Source organism: Sphingobium sp. TKS, from assembly GCF_001563265.1.
GTDB lineage: Bacteria > Pseudomonadota > Alphaproteobacteria > Sphingomonadales > Sphingomonadaceae > Sphingobium.
The window spans coordinates 249,830-271,358 of the sequence record NZ_CP005084.1 but is presented as its reverse complement, the minus strand read 5'-3'; the positions used below and the strand labels follow the sequence as shown (position 1 = coordinate 271,358).

Below are 21,529 nucleotides of genomic sequence, written 5' to 3'. Positions count from 1 at the left end.
ACCCAGATGCTGACAGCCGTTCATCGCGTGCCTTCCTGGAAAGGGGATCAAACCCCTATAAATACTAGGATTTCGTATTTCGATCTAAATCCACCGCCAGGCATCCGTGTTCCTGCCGGATAGAGAAGACACTTTCTGTCCCCGATAGAAATGACACCCTTTGAGGACAGCAGGGGCTGCGTGGAGCCATCGGCTTAGCGCAGCGCAGACCCTGCTGATGGCGTGACATGGAGGAGAAGGGCATGGACCCGCTGCGCAGGCAGCGGGCTCGGTCAAAACCGGTCGAACAGTCTCAGCGGACTTTCACAAACTCCAGCGTGCCGCGCGCTTGCAGCTCGGCCCGGCTGAGCCGTGGACCGCGCTTGAGTTTTGGGCCGCCCAGGCGACGGCGATCAACCTTTACCGGCGCTTCGGGCTCGGGAAAGAGATGGGCGGGCTGATCACGGCGGGCAGGGGCATTATTGTTGCGCTGCCGGTGATGCGGCGCAATCGCCTGGATCTGCTTCGCCAGCAGCAGCGCTGCGTCCAGATGCTTGTTGTCGACAATGGCCGGTTGATTGATCCGGGGCATCTTGTCGAACAGGCGATAGGGAAGGACCTGCCCCTCATGACGGATCTCGATCTTGCCGTCAGGATATTCGCAGATGTGGACACGCTTACCTACCAGAGCCTTGCTGATCGCAGTAGGCTCCAGAATGAACAGAACCTTGTTGTAATGCAGCGTCAGTGCCTTTGAAATCTTCCGCTTTTCGCGCCAGACCATGATCGCGCGTAGATCGTCCTGCGGTGCCAGAGGGCGATGCAGATCACGACTGTCTGCCGCTGGGCGGGCAAAGCGCCGATTGTGCCGAACCATATAGCTTGGCAGAAAGACGTTCGCTTCTTCGATCGACGAGATGCCCTCCAGCCGCATCGCCTTGACCAGCCGGTCCTGCAATGTGCCGTTGGCTCGTTCGACCCGGCCTTTGGCCTGTGGCGAGTTGGCGCAGATGATCTCGATGTTCAGCGCATCCAGCGCGCGGCCGAAATGCGTCATGCCATCGCCCTTCGCCGTCGCCTTGGCGTTGCGGAAGACCGAGTGCTTGTCGGAATAAAAGGCCACCGGCTTGCCGTGCCGCTCGATATACTCGCGCGTCGCTTCCATATAGGAAAAGGTGCTTTCGCTCTCGACCATCTGGAGATGCAGCAGCTCGCTGGTCGCGTCGTCAATGTAGACGAGCAGCGTGCATTTCGGGCCACGCTCCTCGAACCAATCATGCTTCGAACCGTCAATCTGGACCAGCTCCCCACGACAGTCCCGCCGGTGACGCGGTTGATAGGGGCGAGAACGACGGGCGGCGCGATCCTGCCAGATTCCCGCCTCGATCATCATCTGCCGCAGCGTCTCACAGCCCACCGAAATGTCGTGACGTTCCGCCAGATATTCTCGGGCCAAGGTCGGTCCGAAATCCGCATAATGCGTGCGGACGATCGTAAGGACGCGCTCGCGAAAGGCATCGCTGTGACGCCGGTTGCTCGGCCGACCACGCTTGCGCGACACCAGGCCTGAAGCGCCTTCGGCGCGCAGACGTTCCAACAATCGGAAAATCTGCCGGCGCTTCAAGCCCAGCAGCGTGACCGCATCCTCAACCCGAAGCGCGCCGCGCTCCACGCGCATCAATGTGTCAAACCGCGAAAGCTCGCCATGGCTCATCGCCACCACCGTCATAAGCGCGTCCTCCCGAACTGCCAGGAGGACCATGCCACCGAGCTCTGCTAAGGACGCCCAAGGGTGTCATTTCTATTCAGCAGAGGGGTGTCATTTCTATCCGGCGCTTACAATCCGATAGTTCGATAATAAGGATTATGTTAAATTCAATGCCGCAATTGTGCATGCTTGGCATCGTTTCCCGAAGATCGGTGCACGCAGAGACCTTGAGACGCTTCCCTTGGCTACGCCACCTGTTTGATGATGGCAGCTATTCGGGCAGCAAATTCAGGGATGCCTTGAAGCGCAGGAATGCATGTGGACGGCGATTTCCGGCAACGGCAGCTCCGGCCGGGCGAACATCGCGTCAAATTCCGGATTTTTCCGGTGATCCGCGAACAGGGGACGAATCCAACGGGCATCCTTCATTTCGTGCAGCGTCTTCGCATTGGCCAGCGGATGCCCCTTTCGGCCTATAAGGTCGAAGCGATTATCGAACAGCTTCTCGATCAAAAGCGGCGACTTGACCGGAAAATCATGGACCGGGCCAACATAGAAGTCGATTTCGCCCGACAGTATTTGAGGTTCGATCGGAGCGAAAAGCAGGCTCTCGGCGAATTTCAAAACAATCTTCGGATATTCCGCCTGAAATGTGCGCAACATCGTGGGCATCAGCGCGATCGTTGCCGCAGTCGACATCGCCACCGAAATCTGGCCGGTCGCCTCGCCCTTCTCCTGTTCGATCGCTTCGAAAATATGACGGATTTCGGACTGGATGGCCGTCGCATGCTGCACGAAGACCTGGCCCATGCGCGTCAAGGTCACGCCATGGCCATGGCGGGTGAACAGTGACACGCCGAGTTCGCTTTCAGTGTCGCGAATGCTGCGGCTCATCGATGGCTGCGTGATGCCGAGCTTGCGGCTTCGGCAACCGCCAATATATCCCGGATGTTGCTCAGTTTCATGCGAGACACGGTCCTGACATCAAAGGGCTGGCGGCCCCCGCATTCCCGGTGTAGGATGACATCATTGGCCATGAGGCGCTCCCTCATGCCGAGAGATGCTCGCCCCGAAAAGGCGCGCATGTCCCGACAGAGGACCAAAGCAGAGCAAAGCGCATTATGGCGTTCGGTCAGGAGGGCGAACCATGGCAATTGCTCACCCGTCCCAGGCGGCGTCCGCGGGGCAAGATATTTCCATCCGCACTATCGGTTTCGACGATCTGCGTATCGCCCTGCGTCAGGGCTGGGACGATTTCCTCGCCAAGAGGGGCGATCTGGTGTTCATCGGCTTCATCTATCCGGTCATCGTCGCGCTGGCGATTATGTCGGCCGGCCAGATGTCGATCCTGCCGCTGATCTTTCCCCTGGTGGCCGGTGCGATCCTGCTGGGACCGGCTTTCGCCAGTGGTTTCTACGAACTGGCCCGGCGACGCGAGGCGGGACTGGATGCCCGCTGGCGCCATTTCCTGGACGTGATCCGCAAACCGGGCGGCTCTGCCCTGTTCGACCTGACCTGCGTGCTGGCGTTGCTGTTCATGGCATGGATGGCGACGGCCTGGTTCATCTATCATGTGACGCTGGAAAATATACCCGGGTCGACCGCCTCCGTGGGCGCTTTCTTCTCCGCGGTGTTCGGCACGTCCGAAGGCTTGCAGATGATCGTGCTCGGCAATCTGGCGGGCTTCTGCTTTGCCCTGCTGACGCTGGCAGTCAGCGTCGTCTCCTTCCCCATGGCGGTCGACAAGCCGGTCAGTTGGGGTGTCGCGCTGCGGACATCCTGTCGTGTGGCTTGGCATAATCCGGTGACGGTCGCGGCCTGGGGTCTGATCGTCGTGGCGTTGCTGGTGCTTGGCTCGCTCCCCGCGCTGGTGGGTCTTGCGGTGGTGCTGCCGGTGCTGGGATATGCGACCTGGCATTTGTACACGCGGGCCGTGGTGCGCTGACATCCATGTCATGCCCGTAAAGGCGGGGCACCAAGCTGCGCCTAAGGCAATCCATCCCCTGAGCGCTCCACCCGGAGCGACTTAGGGGAGTTGGATTTCCGCCGGCGCGGGATCACGCTTTCAAGGCGATCCGTAAAAGCGCGCGCAGCGTCGGCTCCTCATCCGCGCGACGCCAGGCCAGCCCGGTTTCCAGAACCGGCACGGCGTCGGCCAGCGGCAGGTAACGCACGCCGGTCCGCGCCAGATTCTGGAGCGAGGCCGGCACCAGCGCCATGCCCATTTCCGCCGAAACCAGGCTGATGATGGTCTGCATCTGGATCGCCCGCTGGCGGATATGCGGTGTCCGCCCCTTGGCCCGATAATGGTCGAGAACCAGGTCGTGAAAAGTCGGAGATACATGGCGCGGAAAGAGCAGCAGCGGCTGGTCCAGCCAGCTTTCGCCCGCCAGCTTGCCCTGTTCCATGTCGAGGACTCCCTCCGCGACCCAGGCTTCCGGCACGGCCGCGACCAAAGGCTCCCGGAGCAGCGGCCGGTAATCGATCACCGACGGCAGGCCCGAAGCCGGAGGGATCAGGATACCGGCATCGATCCGCCCTTCGACCAGCGCCTCGATCTGAACATCGCTGGTGGCCTCGGCCAATGTCATCTCGACATCGGGAAAGGCGATGGAATAGCGCCGGACCAGCGACGGCAGGATGCTGTAATCGGCGGAACTGACGAAGGACAGCGCCAGCCGTCCCGCCGTCCCTTCCCGCAGGCGCCGCGCCATGGGGGCGAGGTCCGCGATCGCACCCACCGCCGGGCGGACATGCGCCAGCCATTGCTCGCCAAAAGAGGTGAGCGCGACATGGCGCTTGGTCCGCGTAAAGAGCGGCGCCCCCAGTTCGCGTTCCAGCGCCATGATCGACTGGCTGAGCGGCGGCTGCGTCATGCCCAGCCGTTCCGCAGCCCGACCGAAATGCAATTCCTCCGCGACGGCAAGGAAGTGATTGAGTTGCCGCAGGTCCATCACTTATTCGTAATACGACCTTATTGAACGCTTTCAATATATTTCACAACCTGCGTGCAAAAGCGTAGAGAGCTTCCGAGAGGAATTGAGGAAATATCATGCCCCATTATCGTTCACGCACCAGCACCCATGGCCGCAACATGGCGGGCGCGCGCGGCCTGTGGCGCGCCACCGGCATGAAGGACGAGGATTTCGGCAAGCCGATCATCGCCATCGCCAACAGCTTCACCCAATTCGTGCCGGGGCATGTGCATCTGAAAGATCTCGGCCAGCTCGTCGCTCGCGAGATCGAGGCGGCAGGCGGCGTCGCCAAGGAATTCAACACCATCGCGGTCGACGACGGCATCGCCATGGGCCATGACGGCATGCTCTATTCGCTGCCCAGCCGCGATCTGATCGCGGACAGCGTCGAATATATGGTCAATGCCCATTGCGCCGACGCGCTGCTGTGCATTTCCAACTGCGACAAGATCACGCCCGGCATGTTGATGGCCTCCATGCGGCTCAACATCCCGACCATCTTCGTGTCCGGCGGGCCGATGGAAGCGGGCAAGACCGTGCTGCGCGGCAAGACGGTCGCGCTCGATCTGGTCGACGCCATGGTCGTCGCGGCGGACGAAAATTACACCGACGAGGAAGTGAAGACGATCGAGCAGGCCGCCTGCCCGACCTGCGGCAGCTGCTCGGGCATGTTCACCGCCAACTCGATGAACTGCCTGACCGAAGCTTTGGGCCTGTCGCTGCCGGGCAATGGCTCGACGCTGGCCACCCATGCCGACCGCGAAAAGCTGTTCCTGGAGGCGGGCCGCACCATCGTCGACCTCGCTAAGCGCTGGTATGAACAGGAAGACGCCTCCGCCCTTCCCCGCAACATCGCCAGCTTTGCCGCGTTCGAAAACGCCATGAGCCTCGATATCGCCATGGGCGGTTCGACCAACACAGTGCTGCACCTGTTGGCCGCCGCCTATGAAGGCGGGGTGGACTTCACCATGGCGGACATCGACCGGCTGTCGCGCCGCGTCCCCTGCCTCTGCAAGGTCGCGCCCGCCAAGCAGGACGTCCATATGGAGGATGTCCACCGCGCCGGCGGTATCATGTCGATCCTGGGCGAGCTGGAGCGCGCCGACCTGATCGACGCCAGCCTGCCGACCGTTCATGCGCCAACGCTGGGCGACGCGCTCAACCGCTGGGACATTGGCCGCACCAATAGCGAAGAGGTCCGCAATTTCTTCCGCGCGGCCCCCGGCGGCGTCCGCACCACCCAGGCGTTCAGCCAGAATGCCCGTTGGGAGGAACTGGACACCGACCGCGAAAACGGCGTCATCCGCAGCGCGGAGCACCCCTTCTCCAAGGATGGCGGCCTCGCGGTTCTGTACGGCAATATCGCGCCCGAAGGCTGCATCGTGAAGACGGCTGGCGTGGACGAATCGATCCTGACCTTCCACGGCACGGCCCGCGTCTATGAAAGCCAGGACGCGGCGGTCGCGGGCATATTGGGCAATGAGGTCAAGGCGGGCGACGTCGTCGTCATCCGCTATGAAGGGCCGAAGGGCGGCCCCGGCATGCAGGAAATGCTCTACCCTACCAGTTATCTCAAGTCGAAGGGGCTGGGCAAAGCCTGCGCGCTGATCACCGACGGGCGCTTTTCGGGCGGCACGTCGGGCCTTTCCATCGGCCATGTCTCGCCCGAAGCGGCGGAAGGCGGACTGATCGCGCTGGTTGCGACAGGCGACCCGATCGTCATCGACATCCCCAACCGCGTCATCAAGCTGGACCTGGACGACGCGGTCATCGCGACGCGCAAGGCGGAGATGGAAGCACGCGGCGTCAAGGCCTGGAAGCCGCTCGGCCGCAAGCGCAACGTCTCCCCCGCGCTGCGCGCCTATGCGGCGCTCACGACCAATGCCGCGCGCGGTGCGGTGCGCGATGTGAGCCAGATCGAAAAGGATTGATTCTTACAGGGCGTGCCGCGTTCAACGGATGCGGCGCGCCCATTCGGACGCTCGTGGCAAGAGCGAATCAGTTGAGCAGGAGGTAAAGCGTGCCGGTCAACGCCAAGGCCGACGCGCTGCACAAGGTCAGCAGCCCGATGCTGCATTGACACATGCTGTAATGCATACGCTCCATCACACACTCCCCTGCCGCCGGGCTTATGCCGGTCGACCGGGCGATAATAACAGAGAAAATGGCGCGAATCAAAAGGTCAGCCGTTCGCCATCCTCTTCAGCAATTTTTGCAGCGCAGCATGAAAATGCTCCCGCTCGGACGCGTTCAAGGCGCCCAATGCCTGTGCCCCGAGCTGACGGCGCAGGGGTTCAGTCACGGCCACCGCGGCCTCCCCTGCGGGGGTGATGGTCAGCCGCTTGACCCGCCGATCTTCCCTATCCGGCATCCGTTGAATCAGCCCATCGCGCTCCAGCCCGTCCAGCGCCTCCGTCACCGTTCGCGGCGCAATCCCCATTATTTCGGCAATATCCGCCGCCCGCGCCGTTCCCGGCAGCTCCTTTATGCACATCAGAACCTTTGTCTGCGCCAGCGAAGCGCCCTGCTCCGTCATCGCCCGGTCGAAGAAACGGCGCATCAGCGTGATGACGCGAAACAGGTCCGTCAGTAGCTGCTCGTCGGAGATATCCATGAGGTTCCTCAATAAATGGTATTGCGCCATAGTGCAAGAGCGAGCATAGGAAGCAGGATTGAGATCAGCGGTTTTTTCATGAGTTCAGACGATATGGCCTCTTCCTCCGCATATGCCGACGACTCGGGCCAGCGCCGTTCCTCCCCGCTCAAAAACCCGCGCGTCCGCCTGATCCTGTTGCTGGGGGCGTTGGCGCTGATCGTTGGCGGCGTGCTGTGGTTCATCCGCTTCGAAAGCTTCGGCAAATTTCAGGAATCGACCAACGACGCCTATATCCAGACCGATTCGATCACCGTCGCGCCGAAGGTTTCGGGCTATGTCGACCGCGTCTTCGTCGATGAGAATCAGGATGTGAAGGCCGGGCAGCCGCTGGTGCAGATCGACCCGCGCGATTATCGGGCGCAGGCGGCCCAGTCCGTGGCGCAGATCGACGTGGCCAAGGCCAATGTCGCCGGGGTGACAGCCCAGATCGCTGAGCAGCGCGCCGCCATCGACCAGGCGGACGCAGAGTTGAGCGCCGCCAAGGCCAACGCCGCCTTCGCCGCGAGCGAAGTGGAGCGCTATCGCCCGCTGGCGGCCAGCGGCGCCGAAACCCGCGAGCGCTTGTCGGAGCTTCAAAATCTAGCGGTGCAGGCGAGAGCCAGGGCTGCCGCCGCCCAGGCGACGCTGGCCAGCGCGCAGAAGCGGGTCGCCACATTGGAAGCGCAGGTCAGGCAAGCGCAGGCGCAGGGAGAGGCCGCGCGCGCCCAACTATCCGCCGCCAATACCGACGTGGAGGCCACCATATTACGCGCCGCCGTCGATGGGCGGATCGGTGACAGGAGCGTGCGGCAGGGTCAGTTCGTGCAGGCGGCGGCCCGCCTGATGACGCTGGTTCCCAAGGCCAGCCTCTATGTCGAGGCGAATTTCAAGGAAACGCAGTTAGGCCTGATGCGCGTCGGCCAGCCCGTGAGGATCGAGGTGGACGCGCTGCCCGGCGTCGATCTGCCCGGCCGGGTGGCGAGCATCGCGCCCGGCACCGGCGCGCAATTCTCCGTCCTGCCGCCCCAAAACGCCACGGGGAATTTCACCAAGATCGTCCAACGCATCCCCGTTCGCATCGCCGTCAGCGCCGGCCCTGAAACCCGCAAGCTGCTGGTCCCCGGCATGTCGGTCGAAGTGTCCGTCGACACCCGTTCGGCCAAGGACGCCGCGGCGCAAATCCGCCGGGAGCAGGAGCGGCATAACGCGCGGATCGGCCAATGACCGCTACCGCCTCTTCGGCCCCGGCATCCATGCCGGAACGCGCCGACACCGCCGCCTGGCTGGCGGTCGCGGCGGGCAGCCTGGGCGCGATGATGGCGACGCTTGATATTTCCATCGTCAATTCGGCCCTGCCCACGATCCAGGGCGAAATCGGTGCCAGCGGCACGGAGGGAACCTGGATCGCGACATCCTATCTGGTCGCGGAAATCATCATCATCCCGCTGGCGGCGTGGCTGGAACGGCTGCTGGGGCTGCGTACCCTGCTGCTGGCCGCGGCTTTTCTGTTCACCGGCTTTTCGATGCTGTGCGGCGTGGCCGACAATCTGACCACCATGATCATCGGCCGCGTCGGCCAGGGCTTTACCGGCGGCGCGCTGATCCCGACGGCGATGACGATCATCGCCACGCGCCTGCCCCGTTCGCAGCAGCCGATCGGCAATGCGCTGTTCGGCGTCACCGCGATCCTTGGTCCGGTCCTGGGCCCGCTGGTCGGCGGGTGGCTGACGGAGAATATAAGCTGGCACTATGCCTTCTTCCTGAACCTTCCGGTGGGCATCATCCTGATCACCCTGCTGCTGGTGACGATGCCGCATCAAAAGCCGCTGCTGAGCGAATTCTGGCAGGCCGACTGGCTGGGCATTGCAGGCATGGCGCTGGGGCTGGGCGGCCTCACCATCGTGCTGGAGGAAGGGCAGCGCGAACAATGGTTCCAGAGCCGGGAAATCGTCCTGATGTCGATCGTCTCGGGCATCGGCTTCATCCTGTTGTTCGCCGGCCAATATTTCGCGAAAAGGCCGGTCATCCGGCTGAAGCTTCTGCTCGACCGCCAGTTCGGCGCGGTCGCGATGATGGGGCTGGTGATCGGCATGATGCTCTATGGCACCGCCTTCGTCATTCCGCAGTTCCTGGCCGCGATCGCCGGTTATGACGCGCTGCAATCGGGCCGGATCGTCCTGCTGTCGGGCATTCCCAGCCTGATGCTGATGCCGCTGACGCCGCTGCTGATCCGGCATCTGGACATCCGCATCGCGGTCGGCGCCGGGCTGCTCGTCATGGCGACGAGCTGCTGGATCGACACGGTGCTGACCAACCAGGCGGTCGGCCATGATTTCATCGAATCGCAATTGCTGCGCGGGGTCGGCAGCGTGTTCGGCTTCCTCTTCCTCAATCAGGCCGCCATCGCTTCCGTCCCGCGTGAGGATGCGGGCGACGCCGCCGGACTGTTCAACGCGGTCCGCAATCTGGGCGGATCGCTGGCGCTGGCGGGCATCGCCACCATTCAGGACCAGCGAACCTGGTTCCATAGCCGGCGCATGGAAGAAAGCCTGAGCGCCAATAGCGGCCAGGTGCAGGACTATATCGGCGGGCTCAGTCATTCGCTGGGCGGTCATGAAGCCGCCCTTCGGTCGTTGGCGGGCACGATCCAGAAAGAGGCGCTGGTGATGACCTATAACGATATTTTCACGATGCTGGCGGTCGGCATCATTGCCGTGCTGCCGCTGGTCCTGTTCCTGCGTCCCTTGCCCCATGGGCAAGCCGTCGCGATGCATTGAGGCCGGTTTCCATGCGTTTCCCCTTGATTGCCTTCCCCCTGCTTAGCCTGGCCGCCTGCACCGCCGGGCCGGATTATCGCGGACCGGAAACGTCCAAGCCGGTCAGCCCCGGCGCGCAATTCGCGCGGGCACCCGACGACACCCGCGCCCAAGCGCCAGCCGCAGCCGCATGGTGGACGGCCTTGGGCGATCCGGTGCTGGATGCGCTGGAGACCCGCGCGCTCGCGGCCAATCCGGGCGTGGCGGTGGCCGAAGCACGGGTCCGGCAGGCTCGCGCCTCGCTGCGTTCGGAACGCGCCAATGCCCTTCCCAGCGCCAATGCCTCCGCCCTTTTTGTCCACGCGACTCTGCCCGGTGTCGACCTTGGCAATTCCGATGAGAGCGACCAGTCCGGCGGCGGCAGCCAGTCGCTCAACTTCTACAATCTGGGCTTCGACGCCAGTTGGGAGGTCGACCTGTGGGGCGGCAAACGGCGGGGGGTCGAGGCGGCACGCGCCCAGTTTGACGCGGCGCAAGCCAATGTCGCGGACGCGCAGGTCAGCCTGACGGCCGAAATCGCGCAGGCCTATGTCAATCTGCGCGACCGCCAGCAGCGCATCGTCTTGGAGCAGGAGGCGCTCACCCGCCAGCGCGAGATGCTGCGCCTGACCGAACAGCGCCACGCCCAGGGCACCGCCTCCGCACTGGAGCTGGAGCAGCAGCGCAACCAAGTGGAGCAGGGCGAAGCCGCCCTGCTGCCGCTTAGCGCCGAGCGCGACGCCTATCTGAACGCGCTGGCGACGCTCGCCGGGGAAGCGCCCGGCGCGCTCGACGCGATGCTGACGGCGCCCGCTGCCGTGCCGCTGCCGCCGGCGGAGGTCGCGGTGGGTGATCCCGCCGCGCTGCTCAAACGCCGCCCCGATGTCCGCGCGGCGGAGCGCCAGTTCGCCGCCGCCACCGCCAAAATCGGCGTGGCGGAGGCGGCGCGCTTCCCCAGCCTCAGCTTCATGGGCCTGATCGGTATCGGCGGCACCAACCCCGGCGATCTGGTCGATCTCGACCAACTGGCAGCCATCGCCATGCCCCGCCTGAGCTGGAGCTTCCTCGATTTCGGCCGTAACGCCGCCCGCGTCGAGCAGGCGAAGGGCGCGCAGGACGAAGCTGCAGCCCAATATCGCCAGGCCGTCCTCACCGCCCTGCGCGACAGCGAGGACGCCCTGTCCCGCTTCGGCGCCCGGCGGCTGAGCGTCGCCAGCGCGGCCCGGTCCAAGGCTTCGGCCGACCGCACCGCCGCGCTGATGCGCCAGCGCTTCGAGGCGGGCGCCGCCACCCGCATCCAGCTTCTCGACGCGGAACGGCAGAGCCTGTCGGCGGCACAGACGCTCTCGCAGGGGACGGCGGCCATGACGGCGGACTATATCGCCTTGCAAAAGGCGCTTGGCCTGGGCTGGCGATAAGGGCCGCGACGATCCCGTTTTAACCTTTTTGCAAGGCTTTGGGGGCGAGATGCAGCCTCTATTCGGGGCCGCAAAATGTTGAAAAGAATCCGTACCCAGGACGTCGAGTTGGGCATGTTCCTGCACAAGATGGAAGGGTCGTGGTTTTCCCATCCCTTCTGGAAAAGCAAGATGTTGCTGGAGGATGCCGATCAGTTGGAAACGCTGAAGGCCAGCAAGGTCGAATGGGTCCAGATCGACACGTCCCGCGGCGTCGATCTGAAGCCGAAGGAAGAGCCTGCTCCTTCCCGCGCTCCGGACCCGCGTGATCGTCCGTTCGGCCGGGCCGGAGCCACGATCGCCCGGCGCGCGGCGCCCGCCCCCGTCAGCCGTCCGTTCGACCCGCTGTCGAAAGACAGGCTGCCAGCCAAGGCCGAGATGGTCCATGCGAACCGCCTGGCCCGCAAATCCGTGCGCGCGATGCAGAAGATCTTCGACGATTCCCGCCTGGGCAACGCGATCAAGCTCAAGAAGCTAGAACCGATGATCGAGGAGATTTCCAGCTCCATCCAGCGCAATCCCCATGCTTTCATGGCGGTGACGCGGCTCAAGAATACGAATGAATATCTCTATCTCCACGCCCTGTCGGTTTGCGCGCTGATGATCAGCCTGGCCCAGCAGCTCCGCCTCTCCCCGGAGGAGGTGCAGCAGGCCGGGCTCGCCGGGTTGCTGATGGACGTCGGCATGGGCCATGTGCCGCAGGAAACCTGGGACAAGGACAGCCCGCTCACCCCCGAAGAATGGGAGGTGGTGAAAAGCCACACCACGCTGGCGCATGAATTTCTGGCGCTGGGCGGCGAAATGCCCGAGGCGGTGCTGGACGTCTGCCTGCATCATCATGAGCGGCTGGACGGCAGCGGCTATCCCCATGGGCTGAAGGGCGAGGAGATCGGGCTGTTCGCGCGCATGGCGGCGATCTGCGACACTTATGACGCAATGACTTCCAACCGCATCCACCGCCATGGCGAAGACCCGTCCCGCGCCCTGCTGATGCTGGACGAGGCGCAGACGCTCTACGACCCGGAGATTTTCCAGGCGTTCCAGCGGGCCGTGGGCATCTATCCGATCGGATCGCTGGTGCGACTGCGCTCGCATCGGCTGGCGATCGTGGTCGAGCAGAACAGGGACGATCTGACCCTGCCCGTGGTCCGCCCCTTTTATTCGCTGGCCGACCGCGCCTTCGAAAAGGGCGAGGATATCGACCTTTCCAACTGCTTCGGCGCGGACCAGATCATGACCCGCGAAACCCCCGAAGGCTGGGACATGACGGAGTGGCCCACGCTCAGCGCGAGGTTGCTGGCGGCAGCGGGTTGAGAGCCGATACTCCTGCGCAAGCCGGAGCAGGTATCACCAAAACCGTTTGCCACCGAAGGCCAATCGACCGATAAAGCCGCATGATCGTGCCGAAGCTTCCCCCGACCGCGGCGGACGTTGCGGTTCATTATGACGAACTGGACCTTGCCTATCGGCGGATATGGGGCGAGCATGTGCATCATGGCTATTGGCGGACCGGCCGGGAAAGCCCGGCGGAGGCGGCCGATGCCCTTGTCGCGGAAGTCGAAGCGCGGCTGGCGCTGGAACCGGGACAGACGCTGTGCGACATAGGCTGCGGCTATGGCGCGACCGCTGCACGGATTGCGGCGCGGCATGATGTCGGCATCATTGGCCTTACCCTTTCCGCCGCGCAGGAAAAAATCGCCAATGCCCGCCCCTCGCCGCGCTTCACCTGCCTGCGCCGGGACTGGCTCCACAACGACCTGCCCGACGCCAGCTTCGATCGCGCCTATGCCATTGAAAGCTCGGAACATATGGTCGACAAGGCGCGCTTCTTCGCGCAAGCGGCGCGCGTGCTGCGCCCCGGCGGGCGGCTGGTGGTCTGCGCCTGGCTGGAGGGAGAGGGCGCGCGCGCCTGGGAAATCCGCCATCTGCTCGAACCCATTTGCCGCGAGGGACGGCTGCCCGGCATGGGCAGCCGGGCGGATTATGTGAACATGGCCGCCGATGCCGGCTTTTCCCTGCGCGACTCTGAGGATGCCAGCGCCCGCGTCCGCCGCACCTGGACGATCTGCCTGCGACGCTTCGCCGGAGCCATGATCAGCGATCCCGCCCTCCGCCGGCTGGCGCTCAGCCCCAGGACGCGGAACCGCAGCTTCATCCTCAGCTTGCCGCGCCTGATCCTTGCGCTTCGCACCGGGGCGATGCGCTATGGGATTTTCCTGTGGGAGAAGGCCGGTCCGCTATAGCGGTTTGCGATCTGATTGCATCAGATCAACCGCTCTATTCCTTTGTTTTACCGCGATTTCTTAACCAGCGATCAATTCAGATCGCTTGGAAATCGCTCTATTGCACCCGCGTCCAACGCTGCGACTGGCAGATGAACAACACGCACCCCGTCACCTTGAGCGACCCGTCCGGGTTCAATCCCAATGTCGCCCGATAACTTCGCCCCGATTTGGGATCATAGGCCCGCCCGCCCTTCCATGCCGCGCCAGCCCGATTGAAACCCCATAAGGTCAGCAAACCCAGGATCGGCTGCCCACGCAATTTCGGATCGGGATTGTTGATGTCGGTCGTCGGCACGTCAGGCCCCTTATTGAGTACCCGCACGATCCGCCCGCACATCTGCCCTGCGCAGGGCGCGATCCGCACCACACCCTTCCGGTCGTCGGTCAGCCAATAGCCCTCTACACCCGCCGATGGCGCACCGGCCGCCAGCAACAGGAGCGCGGAAAAATATCCCATGGCGTCACCTCTTTGGGCACGAGAATAACAAGCCTGCCATGCTATGAGGATAGGAAAGAAGGGAGTGCATCATGGCCGACCTTTCAATCCGATCGCGGCAGGAAGAACAGATGGACGCGCCGGGGCTGGACCCGGCCATCTATGAGCGCGTGCTGCACGACCTCGCCCGGGTCAATCGCTGGACCTTCACCGCCTGGCCCGCCATCGCCTTCCTCAACCGCGCCATCGGCTCGGCCCGGCATTTCCGGCTGCTCGACGTGGGCTTCGGAGACGGCGACATTTTGCGCGCCATCGCCCGCTGGGCCAGGAAACGGGGGATCGAGGCCGAACTGATCGGCGTCGACCTCAACGAGAAAAGCCTTGCAGCGGCCCGCCATGCCACCCCGCCGGACCTCCGCATCGACTATCGCGCCGGGGATTATCTCGACCAGCCGGAACGGTTCGACTTCATCATTTCCAGTCAGGTGACGCATCATATGACCGACGCGCAACTGATGACCTTCCTGCGCCATATGGAGGCGAATGCGCGCATGGGCTGGCTGATCTGCGACCTGCATCGTCATGGCTTTGCCTATTGGGGCTTTCCCCTGCTGGCCCGTCTGCTGCGCGTCCACCGCATCGTGCGGGAGGATGGCCAGCTCTCCATCGCTCGCGCCTTCCGGCCCGGCGACTGGGAGGCGCTGTTGCCGCAGGCGGGCATCAACCCGGATGACGTGCGGATCGTGCGCCGCTTTTCCTTCCGCCTGTGTGTCGAGCGGATATGCGGGTAAGCAGCGCGGCCTGCGCGCCAAGCCCCGGCATCCAGCGCAGCAATTGCATCAGCAACCCTCGCCCCACCGGCCCCGCCGCGCCATGGCGCAGCGCCTCGGCCACGCCCAGCGGGCGGCGGCTCCGGCGGCGCATGTCCCTTTGCCAGTCTATCGCCGCGTCGGGGCCGCCGCTGAGATAGGCCTGCGCCGCGCTCATCCCGCTGCTGAGCGCGATGGCAATCCCATCCCCCGCCAAAGAGGCGATCACCGCCCCCTGATCGCCCATGCGGAAGATGCCGGGCAATGTGCTGTCCGCCCGCCAACCATAGGGTACACCGGCAACCGCCTCGAAATTTGCGGGGATGTCACCCTCCATCCGTTCAGCGAGACATGGCGCCTCCGCCATGATCTGCGCCATCAGCGGCGTCACGCCTTGCCCCAACCGCTCCCGGTCGACGGACAGGCAGAGATTTGCGGTTCCATCCTCCTGCAACAGCAGTCCCGCATATCCCCCATCGAACAGATGCAGCTCGATCATTCCAGCCAGATCGCGCGAGCGGACCGCACTGGCGGGCAACACCGCCCGCAAGCCGGCCGAAGGCGCCTCCTTCCGCCCGCCAAGATCACGCGCAAGCCCCCGCAACTCATGCTTGCCGGTCGCGAGGAACAAGGCCTCGCCCGCCCATTGCTCGCCATCGTCGAAGCGAACGGACCGGCCCGCCGGATCGGCGGCCCGCACCGCCCGCCCCCGCATGAGAACCGCGCCGGCATCCTCCGCCAGCCCGATCAGCGCTTCATCCAGCACCCGCCGTGACAGCCCCGCGGCCCGATGCGGCAGCGCCAGTTCGACACGATGCTCACCCGCCACCAGTCGCAGCCGCTCGATCGGCCGCGCTCCCAAAGCCGCCACGTCAACACCCAGAACATCCAGTTCCGCCAGCGCATCCCAGCCCAGAAAGCCGCCGCAGACGCTATCATGCGGCCCGGCATGCCGATCGACCAGATGCGCCGTCACGCCCGCCCGCCCGAGCATGATCGCCGCCGCCGCACCGGCTGGCCCGCCGCCGACGATCAGCGCTGGTACGCTGCGCATCATGCGATCCCTTCGAACCGGAATCCTTCCGCCGCCAGCCCCGGCCCAAAGGCCAGCGCCACCCCGCGCCGCGCCTGGCTCAGCATGTCGCCCAATATGAACATCAGCGTGGACGAGGACATGTTGCCGAAACGGGCCAGCACGCGCCGCGAGGGCGCCAGCGCGGTTTCGTCCAGCCCAAGCCCATGCTCCACCGCATCCAGGATCGACCGACCGCCCGCATGCACGGCCCAATCGTCGATCAGGCCGGGATCGTCACTCCCCCACATACGCTGCCTGATCTGCGGATCGCTAAGCGCCGCCTGGATACGCCCGGGCACCTCACCCGACAGATGCATCACGAAACCGCTGTCGCCAATGTCCCAGCGGATCAGCTCCGCCGAATCCGTCAGGTTGAACGAAAAGGGCCGGTCGATCGCCACCCCGCCGCCCTCCGCCGTCACCAAAGCCGCCGCCGCGCCGTCCGCGAACTGGAGCATCATCAACAGGCGTTCGATCTGCCGCTCCGGCTGAAAATGGAGGGAGGACAGCTCGACCGTCACCACCAGCACCCGCGCCTCCGGCTCCGACCGCACGATATGCCGCGCCGTGCGCAAGGCCGCGACCGCCGCATAACAGCCCATGAAGCCGACCAATGTCCGCTCGACATTCTCCAGCCCCAGCCGTTCGGCAATGATCTGGTCGATGCCCGGCGCGACGAAGCCGGTGCAGCTCGCCACCACCAGATGGCTGATCCGGTCGATCGCGACCTGCTCCTTCAGCCGCGCGATCGCCTCCAGCGCCAAAGCCGGGGCATAATCGGCATAGCGCCGCATCCTGAGCGAAGTCGGCGGCATCTCCCCGGCATAGAAACCGCCCGGATCGACCGGCGATCCGCCTTCGACAGTCGATGGCAGCACGCACCAGCGATGGTCGATGCCCGACCGTTCGGCCATGCGCAGGAAAAGCTGGCGGTGGCGTGGATCGTCCAGTTGCCGGGCCGCCCATTGGATGAAGGGAGCGTGCATGTCCTGCTCGGGAACGGCGCAGCCGATGGCGTTGATGCGAGCGCGCGTATCGGTCATCGGGTTCCTTATCTCATCGGCCTTATGAAACGTCCCAATCATGGGAAATGATCCTGAACCCAGGCTTGCAGTTTCAGTGCCTTAACAAATGCAAATGGTTCAAGGGGTGGACGCCAAAATCTCTAGAGCGTTTTCTAAGCAGATAGAAACGGCAGTTCGGCGAAGCCAATCATCTGCTGACTCGGAAAACGCGGCAAAACAAAGGTCTAGAGCAGCCGATCCGATGCAATCGGGTAGGATTCTGCTCTAGTCCCAATTCATACGCAAATACTATGGCTTACCAATCCCCCGTCTCTCGCATTCAAACGCGCCGCTGCCCTAATTGACGAGCGGCAGACGAATCGTCCCGCACCCCGCGCGACATCCTCGCCTGCGGGAGTTTTCATATGCAGGACATCTTCTGGATCGGCCTGATCCTCATCCTGTTGACGGCCAGCCTCGGCTATGCCGCGCTTTGCGACCGGGCATGAGGGGGGCTGTCATGACCATCGATCTCTGGCTCGCCGCGCTGACCATGCTTGGCCTTCTCCTCTATCTGATCGCCGTGCTCGCGCGGCCTGAACGCTTTTAGAAAAGGCTGTCCATGACCTTTCAGGGATGGCTGCTGATTGCCGCCTTCACCGGCATCCTGTTGGCCCTCGTCAAGCCGGCCGGCCTCTGGCTGTTCGCGCTCTATGAAGGACGCCGTACGCCGCTTCATTCCATATTCGGACCCATCGAGCGCGGCTTCTACCGCCTCTCCGGCATCGATCCCGAAGAGGAGCAAGGCTGGCGCCGCTATGCGGTGCATATGCTGATCTTCAACACGGCGCTGCTGCTTTTCACCTATGCCCTGCTGCGGATGCAGGCCGCGCTGCCTTTCAATCCCCTGGGCGATGGCGCGGTCGGCGCGCATCTCGCCTTCAACACGGCGGTCAGCTTCACCACCAACACCAATTGGCAAAGCTATGCCGGGGAATCGACCCTGTCGAACCTCAGCCAGATGCTGGGGCTGACGATCCATAATTTCCTCTCGGCCGCGACCGGCATCGCGCTCGCCTTCGCGCTGTTCCGGGGCTTCGCCCGGCGCAGCACGACCGGCATCGGCAATTTCTGGGCCGACATGACGCGGGTGACGCTCTATCTGCTGCTGCCGCTCTGCATCGTCTATGCGCTGTTCCTGATCGCCAGCGGCGTGCCGCAGACGCTGGCGGGATCAGTCGACCTCACAACTCTGGAGGGAGCAAAGCAGACCCTCGCCCTCGGCCCGGTCGCCTCGCAGGAAGCGATCAAGATGCTGGGCACCAATGGCGGCGGTTTCTTCAACGCCAACAGCGCCCACCCGTTCGAAAATCCGACCGGGCTCACCAATTTCGTGCAGATGCTGTCGATCTTCCTGATCGGCTTCGGCCTGACCTATTGCTTCGGCAAGGCGGTCGGCAACGTCCGGCAGGGCTGGGCCATCCTGGCGGCGATGCTCACCATCTTCCTGATCGGCGTCACCGTAACCTACTGGCAGGAAGCGGCGGGCAACCCCATCCTCCACCATCTGGGCGTCCCCGGCGGCAATATGGAGGGGAAGGAAGTCCGCTTCGGAATCGCCCCCTCCGCCCTTTTCGCGGTCGTTACCACGGCCGCGAGCTGCGGCGCGGTCAATGCCATGCATGACAGCTTCACCGCGCTGGGCGGCATGATCCCGCTCATCAACATCCAGTTGGGGGAGGTCGTCGTCGGCGGCGTGGGCGCGGGCATATACGGCTTCCTGCTGTTCGCCATCCTCGCCGTCTTCGTCGCTGGGCTGATGGTCGGTCGCACGCCCGAATATGTCGGCAAGAAGATCGAGAGCCGCGAAGTCAAGCTCGCCGTCCTCGCCATCGCCGTGCTGCCGCTCATCATATTGGGCTTCACCGCCATCGCCTCGGTGCTGCCCGCAGGGCTTGCCGGGCCGCTCAACAAGGGGCCGCATGGGTTCAGCGAAATCCTTTACGCCTTCACCTCCGGCGTCGGCAATAACGGCTCGGCCTTTGCGGGCCTGACCGCCAACACCCCCTTCTACAACGGCATGCTGGGGGTCGCGATGTGGATCGGGCGGTTCTTCATCATCATTCCGATGCTGGCCATAGCGGGCAGTCTGGCGGCGAAGAAATACACGCCGGAAACCGCGGGAAGCTTTCCCACGACGGGGCCGCTCTGGACGGGCCTGCTGGTCGGCATCGTGCTGATTATCGGCGGCCTCACCTTCCTGCCCAGCCTCGCCCTTGGCCCCATTGCCGATCATCTCGCGATGATCCGTGGCCAGCTTTTCTAAGGATCACGACATATGGCTCGATCCGCCCAGAAATCCCTCTTCACCGCCGATCTGATCGTTCCCGCGATTGGCGATGCCTTTCGCAAGCTCAACCCCAGAGAACTGATCCGCAATCCGGTGATGTTCACCACCGCCGTCGTCGCGACATTGCTGACAGTCCTGCTGGCAGTCGGACAGGACCAACTTGGCATGGGGTTCAAGCTGCAACTGGTGATCTGGCTCTGGCTGACCGTTATCTTCGGCACCTTTGCAGAGGCTCTGGCTGAAGGGCGCGGCAAGGCGCAGGCCGCCTCGCTGCGCGCCACCAAGGCGGAACTGACCGCCAGGCGGCTGAAGGGCGACAGTTTCGAAACCGTTCCCGCCAGGGCGCTCAAACTGGGTGACGTGGTGCTGGTCGAAACCGGAGACCTCATCCCTTCGGATGGGGATGTCGTCTCCGGCGTCGCCTCGGTGAACGAGGCTGCCATCACCGGCGAATCCGCCCCGGTAATCCGCGAAGCGGGCGGCGACCGTTCGGCGGTGACGGCGGGCACTCGCGTCATATCCGACCAGATCCGGGTGCGGGTGACGGTCAATCCGGGCCATGGCTTCCTCGATCGCATGATCGCTCTGGTCGAGGGCGCAGAGCGGCAGAAGACGCCGAATGAAATCGCGCTGACCCTGCTGCTGGTCGGCCTCACCATCATCTTCCTGATCGCGGTCGGGACCATTCCGGGCTTTGCCAGCTATGCGGGCGGCGGCGTGCCGGTGGCGATCCTCGCCGCCCTGCTGGTCACGCTGATCCCGACGACCATCGCCGCGCTGCTGTCGGCCATCGGCATTGCGGGCATGGACCGGCTGGTGCGCTTCAACGTCCTCGCCAAGTCGGGCCGAGCGGTGGAGGCGGCGGGTGATATCGACACGCTGCTGCTCGACAAGACGGGCACCATCACCGTAGGCGACCGGCAAGCGACGGAGTTCCGTCCCGTCGGCGGCGCGAGCCCGGCCGATCTCGCCGAAGCCGCCCTGCTCGCCAGCCTGGCCGACGAGACGCCGGAGGGGCGCTCCATCGTCCTGCTCGCCCGCGAGAAATTCGGCCAGACTGCGACCGCTTTGCCGGAAGGTGCGCAGGTCATCCCCTTCACCGCCCAGACCCGCATTTCCGGCGTGCAATGGAACGGCAGCATCATCCAGAAGGGCGCGGTCGACAGCATATTGCGCGCCAATCCCGGCCTCGACAAGGACGCGCCCACACAGGAATTGCGCCGCATCACCGACGAGATCGGGCGCGCAGGCGGAACCCCGCTGGCGGTGGCGAAGGACGGCAGACTGCTCGGCGCGATCTTCCTCAAGGATATTGTGAAAGCGGGCATCCGGGAACGCTTCGGGGAACTACGCCAGATGGGCATCCGCACGGTGATGATCACCGGCGACAATCCGCTGACCGCCGCCTCCATCGCCGCAGAGGCCGGGGTGGACGATTTCCTGGCGCAAGCCACGCCGGAGGACAAGCTGGCCCTGATCCGCAAGGAGCAGCAGGGCGGACGGCTGGTCGCCATGTGCGGGGACGGAACCAATGACGCACCTGCCCTTGCTCAAGCCGATGTCGGGGTGGCGATGAACACCGGCACGCAGGCGGCGCGCGAAGCAGGCAATATGGTGGACCTCGACAGCGATCCGACCAAGCTGATCGAGGTGGTGGGTCTGGGCAAGCAATTGCTCATGACACGCGGCGCGCTCACCACCTTTTCGGTCGCCAATGACGTCGCCAAATATTTCGCGATCATCCCGGCCATGTTCGTGGCGCTTTATCCGGGGCTGGGCGTGCTCAACATCATGGGCCTCGCCAGCCCGCAAAGCGCGATCCTGTCCGCGATCATCTTCAACGCGCTGATCATTCCCTGCCTTGTGCCGCTGGCGCTGAGGGGCGTGACCTATCGGCCGATCGGCGCCGGGCCGCTGCTGGCACGGAATCTGGCCATTTACGGGCTGGGTGGGCTGGTCGCTCCGTTCGTGGGGATCAAGATCATAGACCTCGCAGTCATCGGGCTTGGCCTCGCCTGATC

General features: G+C 64.2%; 18 protein-coding genes. 11 read left to right on the top strand and 7 right to left on the bottom strand.

What is annotated here, in order from left to right:
- Nucleotides 1-292: 292 nt before the first annotated feature.
- Together K426_RS22200 and K426_RS22195 are read right to left on the bottom strand one after the other, a co-directional pair.
- On the bottom strand, nucleotides 293-1,708 hold the full coding sequence (locus tag K426_RS22200) for an ISNCY family transposase (protein ID WP_066563799.1): 1,416 nt from the start codon (nucleotides 1,706-1,708) through the stop codon (nucleotides 293-295).
- A 267-nt stretch (nucleotides 1,709-1,975) separates the two neighbouring features.
- The gene (locus tag K426_RS22195; RefSeq protein ID WP_066562469.1) at nucleotides 1,976-2,581 is read right to left on the bottom strand and encodes a LysR substrate-binding domain-containing protein; all 606 of its coding nucleotides are present in this window, start codon (nucleotides 2,579-2,581) and stop codon (nucleotides 1,976-1,978) included.
- A 253-nt stretch (nucleotides 2,582-2,834) separates the two neighbouring features.
- Here K426_RS22195 and K426_RS22190 point away from each other — a divergent pair, with 253 nt between their 5' ends.
- Nucleotides 2,835-3,632 carry a DUF2189 domain-containing protein gene (locus tag K426_RS22190; RefSeq protein ID WP_066562467.1) on the top strand — a complete coding sequence of 266 codons (798 nt, stop codon included), beginning with the start codon at nucleotides 2,835-2,837 and terminating at the stop codon, nucleotides 3,630-3,632.
- A gap of 112 nt (nucleotides 3,633-3,744) precedes the next feature.
- Here K426_RS22190 and K426_RS22185 read toward each other — a convergent pair whose 3' ends face one another.
- Complete coding sequence (locus K426_RS22185; RefSeq protein WP_066562465.1) at nucleotides 3,745-4,641, bottom strand: LysR family transcriptional regulator; 897 nt, start codon at nucleotides 4,639-4,641, stop codon at nucleotides 3,745-3,747.
- Nucleotides 4,642-4,739: 98 nt separating this feature from the next.
- Between K426_RS22185 and ilvD the strand changes: the two genes are divergently transcribed.
- Nucleotides 4,740-6,593, top strand: coding sequence for a dihydroxy-acid dehydratase (gene ilvD, locus K426_RS22180; protein WP_066562463.1), 1,854 nt, complete (start codon nucleotides 4,740-4,742; stop codon nucleotides 6,591-6,593).
- Nucleotides 6,594-6,844: 251 nt separating this feature from the next.
- Here the strand turns inward: ilvD and K426_RS22170 are convergent, their stop codons facing one another.
- Nucleotides 6,845-7,276 (bottom strand): MarR family winged helix-turn-helix transcriptional regulator, encoded by a 432-nt coding sequence (locus tag K426_RS22170; RefSeq protein WP_066562459.1) that lies wholly within the window; start codon nucleotides 7,274-7,276, stop codon nucleotides 6,845-6,847.
- A gap of 93 nt (nucleotides 7,277-7,369) precedes the next feature.
- Between K426_RS22170 and K426_RS22165 the strand changes: the two genes are divergently transcribed.
- From K426_RS22165 to K426_RS22145, 5 genes are all read left to right on the top strand, one after another.
- A complete protein-coding gene (locus K426_RS22165) occupies nucleotides 7,370-8,521 on the top strand; it encodes an HlyD family secretion protein (protein ID WP_066562457.1) in 1,152 nt (383 codons plus the stop codon).
- Nucleotides 8,518-10,074: a DHA2 family efflux MFS transporter permease subunit gene (locus K426_RS22160; protein WP_066562455.1), complete on the top strand. Its 1,557-nt coding sequence runs from the start codon at nucleotides 8,518-8,520 to the stop codon at nucleotides 10,072-10,074. The genes K426_RS22165 and K426_RS22160 overlap by 4 nt, the downstream gene beginning before the upstream one ends.
- 11 nt (nucleotides 10,075-10,085) lie before the next feature.
- Nucleotides 10,086-11,510 (top strand): efflux transporter outer membrane subunit, encoded by a 1,425-nt coding sequence (locus tag K426_RS22155; protein WP_066562453.1) that lies wholly within the window; start codon nucleotides 10,086-10,088, stop codon nucleotides 11,508-11,510.
- Between the two features lie 75 nt (nucleotides 11,511-11,585).
- Nucleotides 11,586-12,863 carry an HD-GYP domain-containing protein gene (locus K426_RS22150; RefSeq protein WP_066562451.1) on the top strand — a complete coding sequence of 426 codons (1,278 nt, stop codon included), beginning with the start codon at nucleotides 11,586-11,588 and terminating at the stop codon, nucleotides 12,861-12,863.
- 80 nt (nucleotides 12,864-12,943) lie between these two features.
- Entirely contained in the window at nucleotides 12,944-13,792 is an 849-nt protein-coding gene (locus tag K426_RS22145) for a class I SAM-dependent methyltransferase (protein ID WP_066562449.1), read from the top strand.
- Between the two features lie 97 nt (nucleotides 13,793-13,889).
- On the opposite strand, the gene K426_RS22140 is transcribed toward K426_RS22145, so the two are convergent.
- Nucleotides 13,890-14,291 (bottom strand): DUF2147 domain-containing protein, encoded by a 402-nt coding sequence (locus K426_RS22140; protein WP_066562447.1) that lies wholly within the window; start codon nucleotides 14,289-14,291, stop codon nucleotides 13,890-13,892.
- A 71-nt stretch (nucleotides 14,292-14,362) separates the two neighbouring features.
- Here K426_RS22140 and K426_RS22135 point away from each other — a divergent pair, with 71 nt between their 5' ends.
- Nucleotides 14,363-15,061, top strand: a complete 699-nt coding sequence (locus K426_RS22135) for a methyltransferase domain-containing protein (protein WP_066562445.1) — start codon at nucleotides 14,363-14,365, stop codon at nucleotides 15,059-15,061.
- On the opposite strand, the gene K426_RS22130 is transcribed toward K426_RS22135, so the two are convergent.
- Nucleotides 14,991-16,133, bottom strand: coding sequence for an NAD(P)/FAD-dependent oxidoreductase (locus tag K426_RS22130; RefSeq protein ID WP_066563796.1), 1,143 nt, complete (start codon nucleotides 16,131-16,133; stop codon nucleotides 14,991-14,993). The two genes, K426_RS22135 and K426_RS22130, sit on opposite strands and share 71 nt — an antisense overlap.
- The gene (locus K426_RS22125; RefSeq protein WP_066563794.1) at nucleotides 16,133-17,197 is read right to left on the bottom strand and encodes a type III polyketide synthase; all 1,065 of its coding nucleotides are present in this window, start codon (nucleotides 17,195-17,197) and stop codon (nucleotides 16,133-16,135) included. The genes K426_RS22130 and K426_RS22125 overlap by 1 nt, the downstream gene beginning before the upstream one ends.
- Before the next feature lie 481 nt (nucleotides 17,198-17,678).
- On the opposite strand from K426_RS22125, the gene K426_RS22120 reads away from it, so the two are divergent.
- The 3 genes from K426_RS22120 to kdpB are packed head-to-tail and all read left to right on the top strand — an operon-like array spanning nucleotide 17,679 to nucleotide 21,527.
- Nucleotides 17,679-17,768, top strand: coding sequence for a potassium-transporting ATPase subunit F (locus K426_RS22120; protein WP_066562443.1), 90 nt, complete (start codon nucleotides 17,679-17,681; stop codon nucleotides 17,766-17,768).
- Between the two features lie 12 nt (nucleotides 17,769-17,780).
- A complete protein-coding gene (gene kdpA, locus K426_RS22115; protein ID WP_066562442.1) occupies nucleotides 17,781-19,484 on the top strand; it encodes a potassium-transporting ATPase subunit KdpA in 1,704 nt (567 codons plus the stop codon).
- A gap of 12 nt (nucleotides 19,485-19,496) precedes the next feature.
- Nucleotides 19,497-21,527: a potassium-transporting ATPase subunit KdpB gene (kdpB, locus tag K426_RS22110; protein ID WP_066562440.1), complete on the top strand. Its 2,031-nt coding sequence runs from the start codon at nucleotides 19,497-19,499 to the stop codon at nucleotides 21,525-21,527.
- The last annotated feature ends 2 nt before the right edge of the window (nucleotides 21,528-21,529 follow it).

Coding starts and splice junctions, on each gene's coding strand:
- K426_RS22200 (WP_066563799.1), bottom strand. CDS start 1,708: ATGACGGTGGTGGCGATGAGCCATGGCGAGCTTTCGCGGTTTGACACA.
- K426_RS22195 (WP_066562469.1), bottom strand. CDS start 2,581: ATGAGCCGCAGCATTCGCGACACTGAAAGCGAACTCGGCGTGTCACTG.
- K426_RS22190 (WP_066562467.1), top strand. CDS start 2,835: ATGGCAATTGCTCACCCGTCCCAGGCGGCGTCCGCGGGGCAAGATATT.
- K426_RS22185 (WP_066562465.1), bottom strand. CDS start 4,641: ATGGACCTGCGGCAACTCAATCACTTCCTTGCCGTCGCGGAGGAATTG.
- ilvD (WP_066562463.1), top strand. CDS start 4,740: ATGCCCCATTATCGTTCACGCACCAGCACCCATGGCCGCAACATGGCG.
- K426_RS22170 (WP_066562459.1), bottom strand. CDS start 7,276: ATGGATATCTCCGACGAGCAGCTACTGACGGACCTGTTTCGCGTCATC.
- K426_RS22165 (WP_066562457.1), top strand. CDS start 7,370: ATGGCCTCTTCCTCCGCATATGCCGACGACTCGGGCCAGCGCCGTTCC.
- K426_RS22160 (WP_066562455.1), top strand. CDS start 8,518: ATGACCGCTACCGCCTCTTCGGCCCCGGCATCCATGCCGGAACGCGCC.
- K426_RS22155 (WP_066562453.1), top strand. CDS start 10,086: ATGCGTTTCCCCTTGATTGCCTTCCCCCTGCTTAGCCTGGCCGCCTGC.
- K426_RS22150 (WP_066562451.1), top strand. CDS start 11,586: ATGTTGAAAAGAATCCGTACCCAGGACGTCGAGTTGGGCATGTTCCTG.
- K426_RS22145 (WP_066562449.1), top strand. CDS start 12,944: ATGATCGTGCCGAAGCTTCCCCCGACCGCGGCGGACGTTGCGGTTCAT.
- K426_RS22140 (WP_066562447.1), bottom strand. CDS start 14,291: ATGGGATATTTTTCCGCGCTCCTGTTGCTGGCGGCCGGTGCGCCATCG.
- K426_RS22135 (WP_066562445.1), top strand. CDS start 14,363: ATGGCCGACCTTTCAATCCGATCGCGGCAGGAAGAACAGATGGACGCG.
- K426_RS22130 (WP_066563796.1), bottom strand. CDS start 16,133: ATGCGCAGCGTACCAGCGCTGATCGTCGGCGGCGGGCCAGCCGGTGCG.
- K426_RS22125 (WP_066563794.1), bottom strand. CDS start 17,197: ATGACCGATACGCGCGCTCGCATCAACGCCATCGGCTGCGCCGTTCCC.
- K426_RS22120 (WP_066562443.1), top strand. CDS start 17,679: ATGACCATCGATCTCTGGCTCGCCGCGCTGACCATGCTTGGCCTTCTC.
- kdpA (WP_066562442.1), top strand. CDS start 17,781: ATGACCTTTCAGGGATGGCTGCTGATTGCCGCCTTCACCGGCATCCTG.
- kdpB (WP_066562440.1), top strand. CDS start 19,497: ATGGCTCGATCCGCCCAGAAATCCCTCTTCACCGCCGATCTGATCGTT.